The organism is Bacillus sp. FSL K6-2865 (genome assembly GCF_040311405.1).
Classification (GTDB): domain Bacteria; phylum Bacillota; class Bacilli; order Bacillales; family Bacillaceae; genus Bacillus; species Bacillus velezensis.
In genome coordinates this window covers 2,489,071-2,510,500 of record NZ_CP152036.1, presented here as the reverse complement: position 1 = coordinate 2,510,500, position 21,430 = coordinate 2,489,071, and the positions used below count along the sequence as shown (strand labels likewise).

The following is a 21,430-nucleotide window of genomic DNA, read 5'->3' as shown; positions in this document are numbered from 1 at the left end:
CGCTGAAAATTGAACGTCGATATGGAGGAAGTTCATATGCAAGAGCAGCTTCTTATTAACAATCAGCATCCCGTTCTGAAACATCATAAAGCCTATGGAAAGGAACTGCTGCCGGGTCTGGCTTATATTGACCTGATCTATCAGACTTTCAGAGAAAACGGCTTTTTTCATGCCGGCCTTGAACTCAGGCACTTATCGATTTTTCACCCTTTAGCTCCTGAACAGGGAGAAACAATCCTGCTTTCCGTTGACTGTACAGAGAACGGCGAAGAGCAGTGGAAGGTAGAGGTGAAAGGGCAAAAACAAGGTGACGAAGCAGCAGAGACAAAGGTATATGCCGCGGCGCAAATGCATTCCGTCAATCCCGCCGGCTTCCAAGAGAGCGTCCGGATGGATGCCGTAAAACAAACGGCGGCAGAAATACCGCTTGAGGACATTTACGCGGAATGCAGGGATCAAGAACTGGTTCATTCAGGAATGATGAAAGGCTGCGGAAGCGTCTACCAAACTGAAAAAGAGATTTATATTGATCTGTCGGTACAAAAGGATCAGCTGGAACATGCAGAAGAGGCGATGTTTCATCCCGCATTGATAGATGCGAGCAGCATCGGCTCCAATGTATATCTCGCTCCTTTGACGAGGGAGGAGGGGCAATTATTTCTGCCGCTGTTTTATGAATCGTTTTATTGCACCGAATTGCTGCAGACAACATGTATCACCAAGATAAAAAAAGAATCCGTCACCCGTAAGAAAGATCTCGTTTACGTGACAATGGAGTTTTTCAATGAGGAAGGCAGAAAAGTCGGCGAACTGAAAAACTTCGCCAATAAACTGGTGAGGGACCCGGAACTGATCAATCAGAAACGGCTAAAGAAAGAACCTGACGGGCGGAATGCCGTCCCGGCTCCGCAAGCGGAACCGGCGCCTTCTGAGCCCCGCCGTACGGAGGCTTCCGCCGGCCTTACTGAACAGTGCATCCTTTATTTAAAAAAATTGCTTGCCGCCCGATTGAACAAACCTGTGAAAGAGATTGACACGGATATCGGCTACTATGAAATGGGGCTGGATTCTCCGGGGCTGTTGGACATGGTAAAGGAAATTGAACGAAAAATCGGAACGCAGCTTCTGCCGACACTGTTATTTGAATACACGACAATCGCGGAATTGGCGGGATATTTGTGCGAACATTACGGAGCCGGTTTCGGCCATGCTCAAAGCGGGCATTCAAGTGCTGAGCCTTTGCACCGGGAAAAAAAGAGGACGACCCAAATCCGCGTGAAAAAATCGGCGTCAGCCGGAACGCACAATGGAGATATTGCGATCGTCGGGATGGCGGGCCGGTACCCCGGCGCCAAAAATCTTCGTGAATTTTGGGCAAATTTAAAAAATGGAGAAAACAGCGTAACGGAAGTGCCCCGTTCCCGCTGGGATACGAGGACATATGAGCATTTGCGATCGCCGTCCGGCAAGCCGATTTCCAAATGGGGCGGTTTTATAGACGATCCGGATTGTTTTGATGCGAAATTTTTTCGGATTTCTCCGCGGGAGGCAGAAGCTAAAGATCCGCAAGAACGATTGTTTTTAGAAACATGCTGGGAAACGATTGAGGATGCGGGCTACACCCCGGAAACAATCGTTCAGCCGAAAGGGCCGAATAAGAGAATGAACGTCGGTGTGTTTGCCGGGGTGATGCATATGGATTATTCTCTCGCCGGCGCTGAAGCTGCGGCCAAAGGGCTGGTCTTTCCTTATCCCTTGAACTATGCGCCGATCGCAAACCGGGTTTCATATTTTTGCAATTTTCACGGGCCGAGCATGGCGGTTGACACGGTGTGTTCGTCATCTTTGACGGCCGTCCATATGGCGGCGGAAAGTCTGAGACGCGGTGAATGTGAAGCAGCTCTTGCCGGAGGCGTCAATTTATCATTGCACCCGACAAAATATATCACATACGGCTTGATGGATATGCATTCGAGTGACGGGCTGTGCCGCACGTTCGGCGAAGGAGGCACAGGCTATGTCTCAGCTGACGGCATCGGAGCCGTGCTGCTGAAGCCGCTCCACAAAGCCGAAGAAGATAAGGATCATATTTATGCGGTGATAAAAGGCAGCGCCGTCAATCACGTGGGGACCGTCAGCGGGATTACCGTGCCGAGCCCCGTGGCGCAGGGGGATATGATAGCTGAATGTCTTGAAAAGACGGGGATCGATCCCCGGACGATTTCTTATGTGGAAGCGCACGGAACCGGAACTTCTTTAGGAGATCCGATTGAAATACAAGGTCTTGTTAAAGCTTACCGCACGTTTACGGAGGATCGGCAATTTTGTGCGATCGGTTCCGTTAAATCGAATATCGGACATGCGGAATCAGCTGCCGGGATCAGCGGGCTTCATAAAACGGTTTTGCAGCTGTTTCACAAAACGCTTGTCCCTTCTTTGCACTCAGAGACGATTAATCCGTATCTCCGTTTAGAGGACTCGCCATTTTACGTGCAGCAAAAAACCGAGTCATGGAAAAGACCGGCGTATACAGAGAACGGCCGTGAACATGCCTGCCCGAGACGCGCAGGCATCAGTTCATTCGGGGCGACGGGTTCAAACGTTCATCTCATTTTAGAAGAGTACAGGCTTAAAAACCCCGGTATTACGGAGGACCAAGAGAGATTGTATATCGTGCCTCTGTCAGCGAAAAATCCGGAGCGGCTGAAGGAATACGCTGCCCGCCTGCTGATGTTTCTCAAAGATAAAGCGCTTGGAGGAAGCGGGCCGCTTCATGACAAAAGAGATACAATGCAAAATCAGCTGGAAAATGCGTTGCGAGGTGTTCTGGCCGAAGTTCTGCATGTTGCGGCCGGTTCGGTAGATGATGAACAGGATTGGAAGGAATTCGGCTTGGATGTCATGCAGCTGACACAGTTTTCTGAGCTGATGACGGATCAATACGGGCTGGCAATAGACATGACTGATCTCATACAGCATACTTCCGTCCGGACTTTAGCAGAATGTCTTACAAACGATGAGAAACATAAGAATATTCTTTCCGGTCTTTTCGGCCAGTCGGGCTTAGATAAGCAGCCTGATGAATCTTTTTCCTTGCGGTCACTGGCGTATACGCTGCAAACGGGACGGCTGGCAATGGAAGAACGGCTTGTTTTTTTAGTGAACGATCAAGCAGACCTGATCAGGAAATTAACTGAATTTACAGAACGAAAACAGCAGATTGACGGCTGCTTTCAAGGGCGGTCTGATAGCGGAACGGAAATCAGGGGTTTCCTGAATGATGATCAGGATACGGAGGAGCTGATCCGAAAATGGATGGACAGCGGCACTTACAAAAAACTTGCGGAGCTGTGGTCAAAAGGATTTGAGATAGACTGGACGCGGCTGTATCGGGAGGAGAAACCGCGCAGGATGAGTCTGCCGACGTACCCTTTTGCAAAGGAACGATATTGGATACCGGAGCCCGATCATCCCGTCACTTCCGTAAATACAGAAAGCAGGCTTCACCCGCTGCTTCACCGCAATACATCAGATTTGCTAGAACAAAAATTCAGTACGATACTGAACGGAGATGAATTCTTCTTAGCCGATCATATCGTCCGAAACAAGCGTGTTCTCCCCGGGGCGGCTTATCTTGAAATGGCGAGAGCCGCAGCTGAACTGGCTGCCGCGCCGTTAGCCGCTGGATACACGGCTAAAACCGGCATTTCGCTGCGGTATATCAGCTGGATACGCCAGGCCGTTCATAAAAAAGAGCCGCTGCGTATGACGACAGGGCTTTCTTTGGAGGATAACGGCAATGTTTCATTTCAAGTGTACAGCAATGAAAATGATTCAGACATTTATTGTGAAGGCAGTGCTGTGATTGAGCCGCTGTCTGAGGCGCCGGTTTTGCATATTGAACAGCTGAAAGCGCGATGCCGCAAAAAAGTGCTGTCAAAAGAAGACTGCTATGCGGCGTTTGCAAAGGCGGAAATTGTATACGGACCTTCACATCAAGGAATTGATCACATTTATTGCGGGGAAAAAGAAGCCTTGGCTAAATTGGTGCTTCCTGCTTCCGTTTCTGATGAAGCCGAACAGTTTGTGCTCCATCCGAGTCTGATTGATTCCGCTTTTCAGGCGGCCATCGGCGTTATGAATGAAAATCAAGCGGGTTATCCGGAGCAGCCGTTAATGCCTTTTGAATTGCATGAACTGACCGTTTTTCATCCGTGCAGTCCAAACATGTGGGCGGCCGTATTTGTGACGCATGAAACACCGGCCGTGCGAAGAATGGACATTGATATATGTGATGAACGCGGCAATGTGTGTGTAAGGATAAAAGGATTTTCTGCCCGGATGGCCGAAAGTGCGCCGGCCGTAACCGATAATAAGCAATACGATCTGCCGGGTAACCTTACCGGAGCCGTCAAATTGATGCAGGTATGGGACACGGAACCGATAGACAACCAAACCGGCTTCCCCATTTCTGAAGCAAAAGCTGTCATCATAGGCGGTACAGACGGGCAGGCGGACGCGGTTTTACGATTGTTTCCTAAAGCTGTGCGATTTGATAGCAGCCAAAGTGCTTCCGTTGAAGTGATATCTGATCGGCTCCGCCGTCTCGGTAAGATTCAGCATATGATCTGGTTTGCCCCTCAGCCGGATGATTCTGACAGCCATGATCAAAAAAGCGGGGCGCTGCAAATTTTCAGAGCGGCCAAAGCTCTTATCGGTCTCGGGTATGGAAAAGAGCAGCTAGGGATGACGGTGATTACGCACCAAGCACAGCCTATCACTCAATATGATGAGGTGCGTCCCGCTCATTCCAGTGTGCACGGTTTTGTCGGGTCTCTCGCTAAAGAACATCCGAGCTGGCACATCCGTCTGGCCGATCTTGAAGACGGGGGGGATTTCCCCGCAGAAGACATATTCAGCCTGCCCCGCGACCGTACGGGTAAAGCATGGGTGCGCAGACATCAGGAATGGTACCGGCCTCAATTGCTTCCGGTCCAAAGCGGGCCGTCTGAAAGTGTTCCTTACCGCTATGGAGGCGTATATGTCATCATCGGCGGTGCGGGAGGCATCGGCGAGGTTTGGACAGATTATATGGTGACGACGTATAAAGCCCGAGTCGTCTGGATCGGGAGGCGGCCGCTGGACAGCCGGATACGCCAAAAAATAGACCGGTACTGGTCATCAGGCCCGGCTCCCGAATATATAGCCGCAGATGCTTCTGATTTTCCATCGCTTCAGCGCGCCTATGAACAGATTAAAAACACATACGGCACCATCAGCGGCGTCGTTCATTCAGCGATGGTATTTGCGAATGAAAGCGTAAAAGATATGGAAGAATCACAGTTTCACGCCGGCCTTGCGGCGAAAGTGGATATTTCCGTCAACATTGCCGAAGTATTTGCGAAAGAGTCTTTGGACTTTATTCTCTTTTTCTCTTCGGTTATTTCATATATTAAGAATCCGAATCAAAGTCATTATGCGGCGGGGTGCGCATTTAAAGACGCATTTGCCCATGAGCTTTCCGGACGGCTGTCATGCCGGGTCAAAGTGATGAACTGGGGTTATTGGGAGCGGGCTGACAATCACATTTCTGAAGAGTTTGACAGACTGAGTGCAATCGGTCTCGGGCTGATCAGCCGGGCGGAAGGGATGCAGGCGCTGGAAACTCTGCTGACGCAGCCGATCTCCCGCATGGGGCTGATGAAGCTGACCAAGCCGATTCCGATCGAGGGAATGAACCCTCATGAATTTGTGACTATCTGATTGCCTGTCAAAATGACGGAGCAAATTTAATTTTCTTAGGAGGATAAGGTTTTGGGTAAGGGAGACAAACAAAAAGACCGTACACAGTTATCCTTAAGAACAGAAATAAGCAATCAAATGAAAGAATTGAATCGGCTTTTGCTGCAAGTGCTGCGGATGACGCTGCGTTCAATGGGTCTGACCGGCGAAGCGCCGGCGGCTTCCTGTCTGCCTTTATATGAGCGCTGGCTGGAAGAAAGCATCCGTCTTTTAGACAGCGATTTTAAAAGCGGTAAAACGGCCGCGGTTTGGGAAGAGTGGCATAAGAAGAAAAACGAATGGCTGAAAGATTCGGATATGAAAGCGCAGGTTCTGCTGGCGGATACCGTCATTCAAGCTTTGCCTGACATTTTAACAGGCAAAATAAAAGCCACTGACGTGATGTTTCCCGATTCTTCAATGAAGCTTGTTGAAGGAATCTATAAGCATAACATTCTCGCTGATTATTACAACGATGTGCTGGCAAATGAAGCGTGTATGTATGTGGAAAATGTAATGAAAAACAATCCTGATGCAAACATCCGTCTGCTGGAGATCGGAGCGGGCACCGGCGGAACGAGCAGTACACTGTTTAAAAAGCTCCGCCCCTATCAAAACCATATTCAGGAATACTGTTATACCGACTTGTCAAAAGCTTTTTTAATGCATGCCGAAAAGGAATACGGCGCGGACAATCCGTATTTGACGTATCAGCTGTTTAATGTGGAGCAGCCTGCGGCGGGCCAGGGATTACATCTGAGAACCTACGATATCGCTATCGCTGCAAACGTGCTGCATGCCACCAAAAATATCCGGAAAACCTTACGGACGGCAAAAGCCGTATTGAAAAAGGACGGTTTGCTGCTTGTTAATGAACTGGGCGGGCATACGCCGTTTACACATGTTACATTCGGCTTATTAGAGGGCTGGTGGCTGTACGAAGACGAGGCGCTGCGGATTCCGGGGTGCCCCGGTCTTTATCCGGAAACATGGAAATCCGTTTTAATAGCTGAAGGTTTCCATTCCATTCAATTTCCGGCTGAAAACGAACGTCTGCACACCCAGCAGATTATCACGGCGAAAAGCAACGGAGTCATCAGGCAGAGCAGGGAAGCTTACACCGCGCAAAAGCGCCAATCAAACGTACCGCAAACATCCTCTGATCGTCAGCTCCCCATCAAACAAGCGGGAGAGGGGCTTTCGGAAAAGACAGCGGCTTTTCTGATAAGGGCTGCGGCAAAAGTATTAAAAATGCCGGCAGAAGAGATAAATCCGCTGGCTCCTCTGGATGAATACGGCATTGACTCTATTCTGATCGTTCAGCTGACGAATGAGCTGCGGGATCTCGTCCCTGATATCAGCAGCACGCTGTTTTTTGAATACCGGACGATAGAAGAGCTTGCCGCATTCTTGGCTGAAACGAAGGAGCGCGAACTGCATGCGCGATTTTCTGAAGAAGTCCGTCATACTGAAGCGGCATCATCCGGCTCTTTGCTTGAAAAAAGCACAGAGTATTTGAAAAAGATCGTCAGCGCCATCTTAAAGATGCCGATTGAGGACGTTCAAGCCCATACGCCCCTTGAAGAATACGGAATCGATTCCATCTTAATCGTACAGCTGACCAACCGCGTGCGGGAAGACATACCTGATATCAGCAGCACATTGTTCTTCGAGTATCCGACAATCGGCGGATTAGCGGAATATCTCGTCAGCTCAAGACAGGAAGATATGGCTGGGATTTTCAAGACAAATAAAGAAGCCGAAAAGGCGCCGCACACTTTACAGAAAAAGCAAAGCCGTAAAAAAAGCGCCGGATTGACGAAGCGCCAAGCGGCATCTTTTTCTGAAAAAGCGCCGCCCGCTTCCGAACCGCCGTCAAAACACCTTGAAGTGGCAATTGTCGGTCTTGCCGGACGGTATCCCGGGGCTGAAAATGTTAATGAGTTCTGGGAACGGTTAAAGACCGGTGAACACGGAATCACCGAAATTCCGAAAGACCGCTGGGATTGGCGGGACTACTATGATGAGACAAAAGGTAAGGAAGGCCGGATGTATACAAAGTGGGGCGGCTTTTTAACAGATATTGATAAATTTGATCCGCTGTTTTTTAAAATCTCCCCGAAAGAAGCGGAGCGCATGGACCCGCAGGAGAGACTGTTTCTGGAAACCGCTTATGCGGCCCTGGAGGATGCCGGATATACCCCTGATTCACTATGCGCCGGTAAAAAGGTTGGTGTCTTTGCGGGTGTTATGAACGGCAACTATCCGACAGGGGCCCACTACCACTTTATCCCGAACCGCGTATCCTATGTGTTTGATTTTCACGGTCCGAGCATCGCGGTCGATACCGCATGCTCCTCATCCTTAACCGCCATTCATCTCGCCGCAGAAAGCATCAGAACAGGTGCATCTGAATGCGCGATTGCCGGCGGCGTAAACCTGATTACAGATCCGGTTCATTATATCGGACTTTCTTCTATGAGAATGCTGTCACCGTCAAACGCGTGCAAAGCGTTCGGTGATAAGGCTGACGGGTTTGTTGACGGAGAGGGCGTCGGCTGTATCGTGTTAAAGCCGTTGAAAAAGGCTGTTGAAGATCATGATCATATATACGGTGTCATTAAAGGAAGCGCTCTGAACGCCGGCGGCAAAACGAACGGGTTCACCGTTCCGAATCCGAAAGCACAAGGAGAAGTGATCGCAGACGCGATGGAGCGGGCAGGGATTGACCCGAGAGCAATCAGCTATCTGGAAGCCCACGGCACCGGCACTTCCTTGGGAGATCCGATTGAAATCGCAGGGTTAACCAAGGCTTTCCGCCGCTATACGGATGCAAAGCAATTTTGTTCCATCGGTTCTGTTAAATCCAATATCGGACACCTGGAAAGTGCGGCGGGCATTGCTGCGGTCACCAAAATTCTTCTTCAGATGAAACACGGATATCTGGTGCCGTCGCTGCATTCAAAGCAGCTGAACCCGGAAATTGATTTTGAAACTTCTCCTTTTATCGTGCAGCAGGAAACAGCGGAATGGAGACGGCCGGTCATAGAATCTGAAGGAGTAACACGAGAATATCCGAGAATGGCGGGTACATCTTCTTTCGGAGCGGGCGGTGCAAATGCCCACCTGCTGATAGAAGAGTATGAACCGGCTGAAATGACTTCGGCAGACACCGGCCGTCCGGCGCTTTTTGTTTTATCGGCAAAAGATAAAGACCGCTTGCGCGAGCGGGCTCTGTTGCTGTCGGATGCCGCCGGACACGGAACAATTACAGATGCGAATCTGCTTGACGCGGCATTTACCCTTCAAGTCGGCAGGGTCCCGATGGAAGAACGGCTGGCGATGACAGCGGACTCTGTTTCTGAATTGGAACAGAAGCTGATTGCTTTTCTGAATAATGCTGGTTCCGTAAGCGGGGTGTTTACGGGCCGGAGTGATAGTGCTGTCACGGAGACGGAAGGCACTATCAGTGATTGGATGGAAAAACGTCAATTTGACAGTCTTTTGAATGCCTGGGTTCACGGGACGCCCGTCGATTGGGCATCTTTATATAAAGGCGCGCTGCCGCATCGTATCAGTCTGCCGTCTTATCCATTTGCAAAAGAAAGCTACTGGATGAAGCGGGAAGAACCACAAACAGGAACAACTGAATATGTGCATCCTTTCCTGCATGAAAATACGTCAACCTTGGCGGAGCAAAGCTATCATACATCTTTTACAGGCCGGGAACACGTTTTCCAGGATGTGAGCGGGGAGCGGGTTCTGTCGGCAGCCGTTTATTTAGAAATGGCGCTTGCGGCTTTTCATCATGCGGCAGACAGCTCTGAAGAAAAAGAGATATGGATCCGAACGGCGGCATGGACTGACCCGATTACCGGCGGACATCACGGTGCGGGCGTCAATCTCTCCCTTCTGTCTGAAGACGAGGAAGGCATCCATTATGAAATATACAGTGACGAAGAGAAGCTGCATCATTATGGAATCATCGGACAAGGGAACATACAGCCATCCCGCGTGCTTGATATTGCCTCCTTACAAAAAGACTGCCGCCCGCTGTCATTCGATTATGAAACACCAGGCACATCAGGTGTAACGATCAGTAAGGAGTTCCGCACCGTTGAAAAGCTTTATGCGGGAGAAAGTGCGGTTTGGGCGAAGCTTGCTCTCACAGATGAAAGCGGCCGTAATCCGGGATATCATCTGCCGCCGGAATTTCTGGACGCAGCTTTTCATGTCCTGGCAAAAACGGAGCCGTCAGTCCATATCGTGCCTGAAGCGGTTGAAGAACTGCGCGTCATGCGTCCGTGCTCATCCGGCATGTGGATGTATATTAATAAAAAGAATCAAACCGGCTGTGACATTCAATTTTGTGACGAAACCGGCACTGTCTGCGCAGAAATCAAAGGGATAAGAATGAGACAGCCGTCTCAGCAGGATCACGGGCAAGAGGAACAATCCGAGATGATGATATTTGAAGAAATGTGGAAGCCGCAGCCTCTGAAGAAATCCATTCATGAAGAGCTGAAAACGGTTATCTGTTTTCTTACGGGAGAAGCTGCCAGAAAGCATGCTTATCAGTCTTTACAATCCCTTTATCCGGGAGCCGGCGTGTTTTTTATTTCACAGGGTGAGGAAACTCAAAAGCTTTCAAACACGCATTATCAAATTAAAATCACTGACGGACAAGCATATCAAGAAACGTTTCGGCATATTGAAACGGCTGCAGGCAAAGCGGATGCCGTTTTATATGGATGGCCGCTTGAAGATGAAAAGGCCGTGAAAGACTATTCCATTCTGTATCATGTGATCCGCGCAGCTGCTTCTTTGCGTTCTAAACCGAGGCGGATCCTTCTTTCCGCTCAGTGCGGGAGCGATACCGATATCAGTTACGCCGAGTCATGGATCGGGCTGGAACGGTCGCTGAAACTGATCTTGCCGGAGACGGATACGGCCGCGGTTTATTTTGGACAAAAAGGACCGTTTGAAAAGCTGATCCATAACGTATGTGAAGAACTTCACAGCGAGTCGTTCCGCAGTGTCATGTACAGTGGGGAAATCCGCCACGTCATGGAAATGAAGCAGACGGATATCGCCCCTGTTGAGAAGCGTGTGATAAAGAGCGGAAAAACGTACTTGATTACCGGCGGATGCGGGGGATTAGGCTTGTTATTTGCCGGATATTTTGCTGAAAAAGGACCGGTTACGCTCATTTTGACGGGGAGATCAGAGGCAGACGGCCCGGTGCTGAACAAGATAAAGAGATTGGAAGAATCAGGCGCCAAGGTGTTTTACGTGCAGGCGGATGCCGCAGATCAGGCCCAGATGGAGAAAGGTTTGCAAGAAGTGAAAGAGAAAGGATGCGGGCCGATTCACGGTGTCATTCACGCTGCAGGTCTTCAAGGCACTGAAAGCATTCTGGAGAAAGATCTGCAAACCTTTCAGCAAGTCTTATCGCCAAAAGCGGACGGCACCGCGGTGTTAGATCAGGTTCTGTCACGGGAGCCGCTTGACTTCTTCTGTTGTTTCTCTTCTTCTTCAGCGATTTTAGGAGACTTCGGTTCTTGTGACTACGCGATGGGGAACCGCTTCCAAATGGCTTTTGTCCGTCACCGGGATAAACTTGTGAGCCTCGGACTCAGAAGCGGCAAGTCACTTGCAATCAATTGGCCGCTTTGGAAAGAAGGGGGGATGCATGTCGGCACGGCGGAAAGCACCGATATGTATTTAAAATCAAGCGGACAGCGTTATTTATACACTGAGGAAGGACTCGAAGCTTTTGAAACATTGTTAGTCCAGCCGTCCAGCCAGTATCTCGTCCTGGCCGGTTTTCCGTCGAGGGCCAAACGCTTCCTGCAGATAGATCAAGGCGAACGGCCGATTTCGGGTTCTGTAAACAGGAACGTCCCGTTTTCAGGAAGGCGGAGTGAAATGAAAGGCTTTACACTGGAAGAATGCGTAAGCTGGGATGTGAAAGAACTGGCGGCGGGGCTTTTGAAAATAGACAAGAACAGACTGACGGACGCTGACAATCTGGCTGATTTCGGCTTTGATTCTATCAGTTTGGCGGAATTCGCCTCTTCTTTGTCCGCCCATTACGGAATTGAAGTGACACCGGCCCTGTTTTTCGGACATTCTACACTGGAGAAGGTCGTCCGCTATTTTCTGACGGAACACCAGTCCGTCATGGGGCATGTCTATGAAGAAAAGAAACCTGAATCCGCAGATCAATCTGTCTTTGAAAAGGCAGGAACGGAAAAGCGAAAGAAGCAGAGGGGAAGAAATAAGCTGAACGCCGGAACCGAGGGCAGTCAGGCAGCTGATTCCATTGCCATTATCGGCATGAGCGGCCGATTTCCTCAGGCGCGCACGGCGGACGAGCTGTGGGATATTCTGTTTCAGGAAAAGGACGTTGTCGCACCGGTCGCAAAAAAAGGCTTCACAAGTTCAAAGTGGAAACTCGGCGCTGTACCGGGGGCGGCCGAATTCGACCCTTTATTTTTTGAAATATCGCCGAGGGAAGCTGAAACGATGGATCCGAAACAGCGGCTGCTTCTTCAGGAAGCGTGGAGGGCCCTTGAGGACGCCGGCTACGGCGCCAGTCACATCAAGCAGCAGACGATCGGTATGTTTGTGGGGGCGGAAGAAGGAGATTATCACCTTTTAACACGGGACAAAGGCAATGTCACGTCTCATCATAACGGTATTTTGGCGGCGCGGCTGGCTTATCACTTGAATTTATCCGGTCCTGTGATGGCGATAAATACAGCATGTTCTTCGGGGCTCGTTTCTGTCCATCAGGCGGTATTAAGCCTGCAGAATAAAGAGTGCACAACAGCTGTTGCGGCCGGGGTGAATATCATGAATACCCCGGACTTTTTTGAAACGATAGATAAAGCCGGAATGCTGTCGGAAAACGGGAAATGCTTCGCGTTTGATAAAAGGGCTGACGGCATGGTTCCGGGGGAAGCGGCCGCGGCGGTTGTTCTGAAGCCGCTGAGAGAGGCGGAAAAAGATGGTGATCCGATTTACGGGGTGATTCGGGCGAGCGGCATCAATTATGATGGGAAAACAAACGGAATTACCGCTCCGAGCGGCGTCGCGCAGACCCGGCTGCTTACTTCCGTTTATGACCGGGGCCGTATCAACCCTGAAGATATCGAATATATCGTCACACACGGCACAGGTACAAAACTCGGTGATCCGGTGGAAATTAACGCGCTTTATGACGCATTTTCTGCCTATACAAACGAAGAAGCTTTTTGCGCGCTCACATCAATTAAAACCAATATCGGCCACACGTTTGCCGCGTCAGGCATTGTCAGTTTGATCAGTCTTTTACAGGCGTTCTCCCGTGAAATGATTCCCGCCAGTCTGCATTGCAGCGGGGAAAACCGCTATATCAACTGGGAGAAGAGTCCTTTTTATGTGAATAAAACGGGTAAACCGTGGCCTTCTCTGCCGGGTAAAAACCGAATGGGGGCAGTCAGCGCATTCGGGATGAGCGGAACAAACGCCCATGTCGTTATGGAAAGCTATAAGCGCAGCGTTTCACCTCATCGTGATGCCCCTGCATATTTACTTACTTTGTCTGCAAAAACAGAGGAGGCCCTTCAGGAAAAAATCGAAGATATGATCACTTGGGCGGAAAATGGCGGACTGAAAGAAAATGATCTGGCCCAGCTCAGCTATACGTTGTTAAAAGGAAGGCATCACTTTAACCATCGCGCCGCCATCGTGGTGCAAGATGCTGATGACGCAGTGTATGTATGGAAGCAGGCAAAGCTTAATGAACATCATCCTTATGTGTTTTCGGGAAAAGTACCGCAGCACTTTGCAGGGCGTCAGCATATTCAGGAGCACATAATAGAAGTGCTCGGCAAGTGCAGCGCCTCATATTCTGACCATAGAAAATATCAGGAGCTGTTATGCGTGCTGGCAGATTTTTATTGTCAAGGTTATGAAATCGAAGGGGACTTGCTTTATGGCGGACCTTTGCCGCGAATCGGCAATCTGCCGGGCTACCCATTTGCCAGGCAGACGTATTGGGCGTCCGATCGTCTACAGAGAGAGATTGGAAGCCGGAATTCAGCTGAACGTGAAAAGGTTCACCCGCTGCTCCATGCGAATACATCGACCTTTACCGCCCAGCGCTTTACTTCTGTTTTTTCAGGACACGAACCGTTTTTTGCCGATCACATCGTCAATGGAAAACCGGTGCTTCCGGGCGCGGCTGCTTTAGAAATGACCCGGGCCGCCGTTACACTTGCCGCCGAAGACTTGCCCGGCGGGAAAACGGGTGTCCGGCTCAAACAGATCGTTTGGCTCCGTCCGGTGACGGCGCTTTCTGAAGGAGTGACGCTTCATGTAAAGCTTCAGCCGGAAGAAAACGGAGACATCGCTTTTGAAGCGTATGCCGAAGGAGAAGAGCCGCTTGTCTTTTTCCAGGGAAAGGCCGTGCTCGAAGAGACGGAGCGTGCTCCGGTACTCGATGTGGAAGCGGTTCAGGCGCGCTGCGGCGGCCGTCACTTGTCAAAGGCTGAGTGCTATGAAGCGTTCGACAGCCTCGGCATCACCTACGGACCGTCGCATCAGGCGCTTGACGCCGTCTATGCCGGAAGCGGAGAAGTGCTCGCAAAGCTCACTCTTCCGCCGTCCGCCCGCGAGGAAAAGGATCCGTTCATCCTGCATCCGAGCATGCTGGACGCCGCCCTTCAGGCTTCTATCGGTCTCGTGCTCTCAGACGGTTCCGCGTCCGGACGGCCGTTTCTGCCGTTTGCCCTCCAGGATATGCAGGTGTTTTCTGCGTGCCGGGAGACGATGTGGGCGGTGCTTTCCTCAGCGGCCGGCGCCTATCATATTGAGCTGTGTGATGAAAACGGCGCGGTATGTGTCCGATTGACGGGGCTCACCGCCCGTTTTCTGGAAGAGGAAACGGAGGAAAAACCGCTCTTGCTTCAGCCAAAGTGGCAGGAATCACCGCCGGATGAAGGCGGCGGACAAGAAGAGTCTTTCAGATACGTGACGCTGTATGGCGGAATGAACGCTGAGGACATAAGCGGCGCCGTATGTGCGGCTGACGGCGAAGGTACGATTGAAGACCGTTATGACGCCTGCGCGGCGGAGCTGTCAGCGATCGTCACGCGTCTTATCAAAGAAAAACAGAAGAAAAAAACGCTGATCCAGCTTCTTGTCCCCGACAGGGGGGAAGACAATGTATTGGCGGGGCTGGCCGCTTTTCTGAAAACGGCTCACCTTGAACATCCGAAGCTGTACGGCCAAGTCATCCAAGCCGATCCGGACGAGTCAGCCTCGGCGCTTCTTGCCAAGCTGAAAGAAAACCGGGCGCATCCTGAACAAGCGGAAATCCGTTATGAAGACGGCAAACGTCTCGTCAGAAACTTGCGTCCTCTGCCGGCGCCTCAAAAGGGCGCCGTTCCGTGGAAAGACGAAGGGGTCTACCTCCTCACAGGGGGAGCGGGCGGCATCGGACTGATTTTCGCTGAAGAAATAGCCTCCCGCGTCAAAAACGCCGTCCTCGTATTAACGGGAAGGGCGGAAGCGCTTGATGAAGACCGCTCCGCCCGCTTACGGCGCTTGGAAGCGTCGGGTGCCCGCGTATTGTATCAACCGGTTGACGTGACAGACAGGGCGGCGGTCATCGCCCTCGTCCGCGGCATACAGGAGGAGCACGGAACACTCGACGGGATCATTCACGGCGCCGGCGTAATCGCTGACAATTACATTCTGAACCAGACAGAAAACGAACGGAAGACCGTCATGGCGCCGAAAGTGAAAGGGCTTATCAATCTTGATGAAGCAGCGAAAGATGCGCGGCTGGACTTTTTCATTCTGTTTTCTTCCTTGGCGGGAGGCATGGGAAATCCGGGGCAGGCCGGTTATGCGGCAGCCAACGCATTTATGGATGTTTATGCAGCCCGCCGGAACCGTCTCGTGCGGGACAACAAGCGGAGCGGGCAGACCCTGTCTGTCAACTGGCCGCTTTGGGAAGAAGGCGGTATGCGCGTGGACAAAGAGACCGAACGGCTGATGTATGAACAGACCGGAATGAAAGCCATGCGATCGGCCTCAGGCATCCAAGCGCTGTACGCCGCTTTTGCCTCCGGAGAACACCAGGTCATGGTGGCAGAAGGCGACGAAAAACGGATTCGCAGCCATATTTTCGATCTGGGCGAAGAACAAAGCGCCGCCGGAAAAGCTCCGGCAGTGGCAGATGCAAGAGATCTGAAAGATCAGGTTCAAGAGAAACTAAAGCGGCATGTATCAGATCTTTTAAAGGTAAGCATGAAAGATATCGAGGCTGACAGCGAACTGACGGAATACGGATTTGATTCGATCATTTTCACTGAATTTACAAATCTATTAAATCGGTCTTATCAGCTTGAGCTCAGCCCGACTATCTTCTTTGAATTTCCGACATTGCGCAAACTGAGCGGCCATTTGATATCTGAATGGAAAGAAGCATTCAGCGGCTTAGAAAGAGAGCGTTTAAAAACCGCTCCAAAAGCCGGAATAAGAAAAGCTGAAGCTCCGGCGGCCGTTCATGTCAAGCGGGAAACGCCCGTATCCGTAAAAGGAAAATCAGAAGAAAAAACCGAACCGATAGCCATTATCGGAATCAGCGGTATTTTTCCGCAAGCGAAAGACATAGATGAATTCTGGACACGTTTACAAAAAGGAGAGCATTGCATCACAGAAATTCCACGAGATCGCTGGGATTGGCGCGAATATTACGGCGATCCGGCAGCGGATGCAAATAAAACGTCAATTAAATGGGGCGGTTTCATAGATGGAATCGCCGGGTTTGACCCGCTGTTTTTCGGGATATCTCCGAAAGAAGCTGAAATGATGGATCCTCAGCAGCGTCTATTAATGATGTATGTGTGGAAAGCCATTGAAGACGCGGGGTACTCAGCAAAACGGATTGCCGGAACAAAAACCGGCATTTTCACCGGCACACTGGGAAGCGGATATCAAACTTTAATCAATAAGGCGGGTCTTCCTGTCGAGGGGTATACGATGACCGGAATCGTGCCGTCCGTCGGGCCGAACCGGATGAGTTATTTTCTTGATATCCACGGGCCGAGCGAGCCGGTAGAAACCGCTTGTTCAAGCTCTTTAGTCGCCATTCACCGCGCGGTAAAAGCCATTGAAACGGGAGATTGTGATATGGCGGTCGCAGGGGGCGTCAACACGATCGTCACGCCTGAAGGGCATATCGGTTTTCAAAAAGCAGGCATGCTCAGTGAAGACGGGCGCTGCAAAACATTTTCCGATCAGGCTGACGGTTATGTCAGAGGAGAGGGTGCCGGCATGATTGTCTTGAAAAAGCTTTCAGAGGCAGAGCATGACAGGGATCACATCTACGGCCTCATCCGCGGTACAGCGGAAAATCACGGCGGACGCTCAGCGTCACTTACCGCGCCGAATCCGCAGGCTCAGACGGATGTGCTGAAAAGCGCTTATCAAAAAGCCGGTATTCACCCTTCAACGATCACTTATATAGAAGCGCACGGAACCGGAACGGCACTCGGAGATCCGATTGAGATCAATGCATTGAAAAAAGCTTTCCAAACAGACGGGGCGCCGGGCGGATATTGCGGGATAGGCTCAGTGAAGACAAATATCGGACATTTGGAGCTCGCAGCAGGTATTGCGGGCGTTATCAAAGTATTGATGCAGCTGAAACATCGGACGCTCGCCAAAAGTCTGCATTGCGAGAACATCAATCCCCATATCAAATTGAAGGACAGCCCGTTTTACATTGTGACAGAAACAAAGGAGTGGGAAGCGCTGCGTGATGAAAACGGCCGGGTCCTGCCCCGCCGGGCGGGTGTAAGCTCATTCGGTTTCGGAGGTGTCAATGCGCATATCGTTATTGAAGAATACATGGGCAGAAGTGAGACGGAACAGCAGGAAACCCGTGAGAAAGCGTCATCTCTTTTTGTTTTGTCGGCTAAAAATGAAGAACGGCTGAAAGAAAGAGCGCGTCTCCTTCGCGACTTTATCAAAAACGGATCATCCCGCCATATCGATTTTGCAGATGCCGCATACACACTGCAGACCGGACGGGATGCGATGGAAGCGAGGCTGGGAATCATTGCAGGCTCCGCAGAGGAACTGACTGAAAAACTGAACGCGTTTCTGATGGGAAAAAACAGCGAAGATATCATCAGCGGCCGTAAAAAACGCGAGAATAACACGATCTCCATGTTCTCAGACGATAAAGACGCTGCTGACCTCGTCAGCGCCTGGCTTGAGAAAAAGAAATACAGGAAAGTGCTGCGGCTCTGGGCAAACGGATTTGACACGGATTGGGAGCAGCTGTATACGGACAGTAAGCCGCGCCGCATCAGCCTGCCCTCCTATCCGTTCAGAGCCGACCGCTATTGGGTGCCGAAACGGGAGCAGCTGCCGCTTTCGAATCAAAAAACAGTATTATTGCAGAAAACATGGGAGCCTTGCGAGGCAGTGTCTTCATCCGAGCCGTTCAACAACAAAATAGCGCTCATCGTCTCTGAAGATACAAAAGACCTTGCCGCCGAGGTGAAAAAACAGCTGAATGATGCTGACATTGTGCAGGAAAATCAGCTCATCTCTTTCTTACAGGGTCCGAACGCGGCCATCTATTCCGGGTTTATTGACTTCACCGGCTGCGGCTCCCGACAAAAGCGGCAGGACATCAGCTGGGTGGCATCGTTGCAGCAGTTGATTGAATACGGCCGCGGACAAGAAAACATGAAAATGCTTTATCTTACAAAAGGGCTTGAAGCCTTCAAAAATAAGGCTGCCGTTATGCATGGTATTGAAAAAGCGGGGCTTTATCGCATGCTGCGGCATGAATACAGCCATATTCTCACCTGTCACGCCGATATTGATCCTGAAGGGCCGCTGGAGCAGACAGCCGCTTTTATTAAACAAGAAATTCAATCAGACTTAACGGAGTCTGCTGTTTGCTATAGGGACGGCATGCGCTTCAGCTATGTTCTTCGGCAGACTGATCAGATTGAACCAGAAGCCGTGCAAACAGACCGGACTGCGTTTCCAAAAGACGCCGTCCTGGTGATAACCGGAGGAACGCGCGGACTCGGCGCTTTATGCGCCAAGCATTTCGTTTCCGCATACGGTGTGAAGAAACTGCTTCTGACAGGCAGAAAGGAGCTGCCGCCGAAAACCGAGTGGGATCTTGAGCAAACAGACCCTGTCGTTTCGGAAAAAATACAGCTTATCCGGCAGCTGGAATCACAAGGCGTAAAAGTGTGCGTCTCAGCAGTTGATCTGACGGATAAGCAGGCCGTCGGACGGCTTATAAAAGAGGTAACCTCAACGCTCGGACCTGTCGGAGGCATTCTGCATTGCGCGGGAATTGCGGACCGTGAAAACCCTGCTTTTATCCGCAAATCCAAAGACAGTATTGCGCGGGTGCTCGCCCCGAAAGCAGACGGCCTTCACAGTCTGTATGAGAGTGTAAAGGATGGTGCGCCGGCATTTTTCGTCCTGTTTTCATCTGTCTCGGCAGCCGTCCCGATTCTTGCGACGGGTCAGAGCGATTATGCGATGGCTAATTCTTACATGGACTATTTTGCAGAAAACAATGAGAGCGGTATCATTAGCATACAATGGCCGGCATGGGATGAGACGGGCATGAGCAGGGATACAAAAAGCGGGATGTATCAGCAAACGGGATTGCTGCGGCACTCTGACGCGGAAGGTCTCAAGATGCTTGATTACATTTTAAGAGAAAGACCCGGAGCTGTCGTGCTGCCGGCACAAGTGAAACATGATTGGGACATCAAAGCGCTGGAAAACGCCAAGCCAGCCGCCAATAAAGGAATGAAAGCAGCTTCCAAACCCCCTGAAACCAAAAAACGGGAACATAACCGGATTGATATTCAATCTTGGCTGAGGTCGCTTTTGGCAAAAGAGCTGAGTATCGATGAAACGCATATGGATATCGATGTGCCTTTTCAGGAATACGGAATGGATTCTATCTTTCTGGCGCAAGTGCTGACAAAGATCGATCAAAAACTGCCGTCCGTTTCAATTGATCCGACTGTCCTTCTGGAACACCCTACCATAGAACAGCTCGCGGATTATTTAGCCGCACATTGTCCGGAAGCTTTTTCGGCAGATGCAGCAGTTCCCGCGGAGAAGGTCCCTTTGCAGAAGACGCTGAAACGGAGCAAAAAAACGGCAGATAACCCCGGGAAACGGGGAAAGGTTGCGATCATCGGCATGGCCTGCCATTTTCCGAAAGCGGGGGATATAAGAGAATTTTGGAAGAATCTCCGCAGCGGAACGGATGCCGTCACTGAAGTTCCGCCGGACAGATGGAACGCCGGGGAACACTATCAGCCGGGTGAATATCAAGAAGGAAAAAGCATCAGTAAATGGGGCGGTTTTATTCACGATATTGATCAATTTGATCCGGAGTATTTCAATATTTCAGAAACGCTGGCACCGATGATAGACCCGCTGCAAAGGCAGTGGCTCGAAGTGAGCGCGGAAGCTTTGGCCGATGCCGGTTATCAAAAAGAGGATCTCTGGGGCCGCCGTATCGGCGTTTTTGCCGGTGCAAGGGCAGGTGCGTTCCATCAGAAATTTCAATATTTGCAAAAAGACGCGATTATTGGCGCGGGGCAAAATTTTATTACCGCACACATGGCGCACATTTATAACTTTACAGGGCCCAACCTGGTCGTGGATACGGCCTGCTCCAGTTCGCTTACGGCAATTCATTTGGCCGTGCAGGCTATTCAAAATGGAGAAGCGGAAGCGGCCTTTGCGGGCGGGGTTGACATTTTGCTTGATGAAAAACCTTTTCTCACAATGAGCGCGGCGAGAATCTTATCGCCAAATGGCCGTTCAAAATCTTTCGATGCCGATGCGGACGGAACAGGAATCGGAGAGGGCTGCGGAGTGCTGATGCTGAAGCCGCTTGAAAAAGCGATAGAAGACGAAGATAAAATATACGGCGTTATTGACGGCTCTGCGATTAATAATGACGGCAGCACAATGGGCGTGACGACGCCGAATCCCCGGGCGCAGCAGGACTTGATTGAGCAGGCGGTTCAATCAGCGGAAATCGAGCCGGACACCATGACATACGTAGAGACGCACGGAACCGGTACATTGATTGGCGACCCGATTGAATTAAAGGGATTAACCAATGTCTTGTCTGCTTATTCCGATGAAAAACAATTTTGCGGTGTAGGAAGCGTCAAAAGCAATATCGGCCACTTGCTGAGTGCGGCGGGCGCGGCGGGAATCATCAAAGTTTTGCTGGCGATTGCCAATGAAGAACTGCCGCCGACTTTGCATTGCCATAAACCGAACCCCCGCTTCCAATTTAAAGATTCTCCGCTTTATCCTGTGCTTGAGCTGAAGCGGTGGAACGGAAAAAAAGAGATACTCAGGGCCGGGGTCAGCGCGTTCGGTTTGGGCGGGAATAACGCCCATATCATTGTCAGCAACGAAGGAATTCCGAAAGAGCGAAAAGCGGCCATGGAACCGAAAGGCGGCCAGACAGTATACCGAAAACAACGGTATTGGCCTGAAAAAGCACAGTTGTCCGAAGCGGAAGAAAATGAGGCGGGCACAGAAGCAATGTTTGAAATAAGCGAGGTGTGAT

2 protein-coding genes are annotated in these 21,430 nt (G+C 50.7%); both read left to right on the top strand.

What is annotated here, in order from left to right; genetic code table 11:
* Window positions 1-36: 36 nt before the first annotated feature.
* Window positions 37-5,763, top strand: coding sequence for a type I polyketide synthase (locus tag NYE42_RS12255; RefSeq protein WP_352426492.1), 5,727 nt, complete (start codon window positions 37-39; stop codon window positions 5,761-5,763).
* Between the two features lie 51 nt (window positions 5,764-5,814).
* Window positions 5,815-21,429, top strand: coding sequence for an SDR family NAD(P)-dependent oxidoreductase (locus NYE42_RS12250; RefSeq protein ID WP_352426491.1), 15,615 nt, complete (start codon window positions 5,815-5,817; stop codon window positions 21,427-21,429).
* Window position 21,430 lies beyond the last annotated feature (1 nt).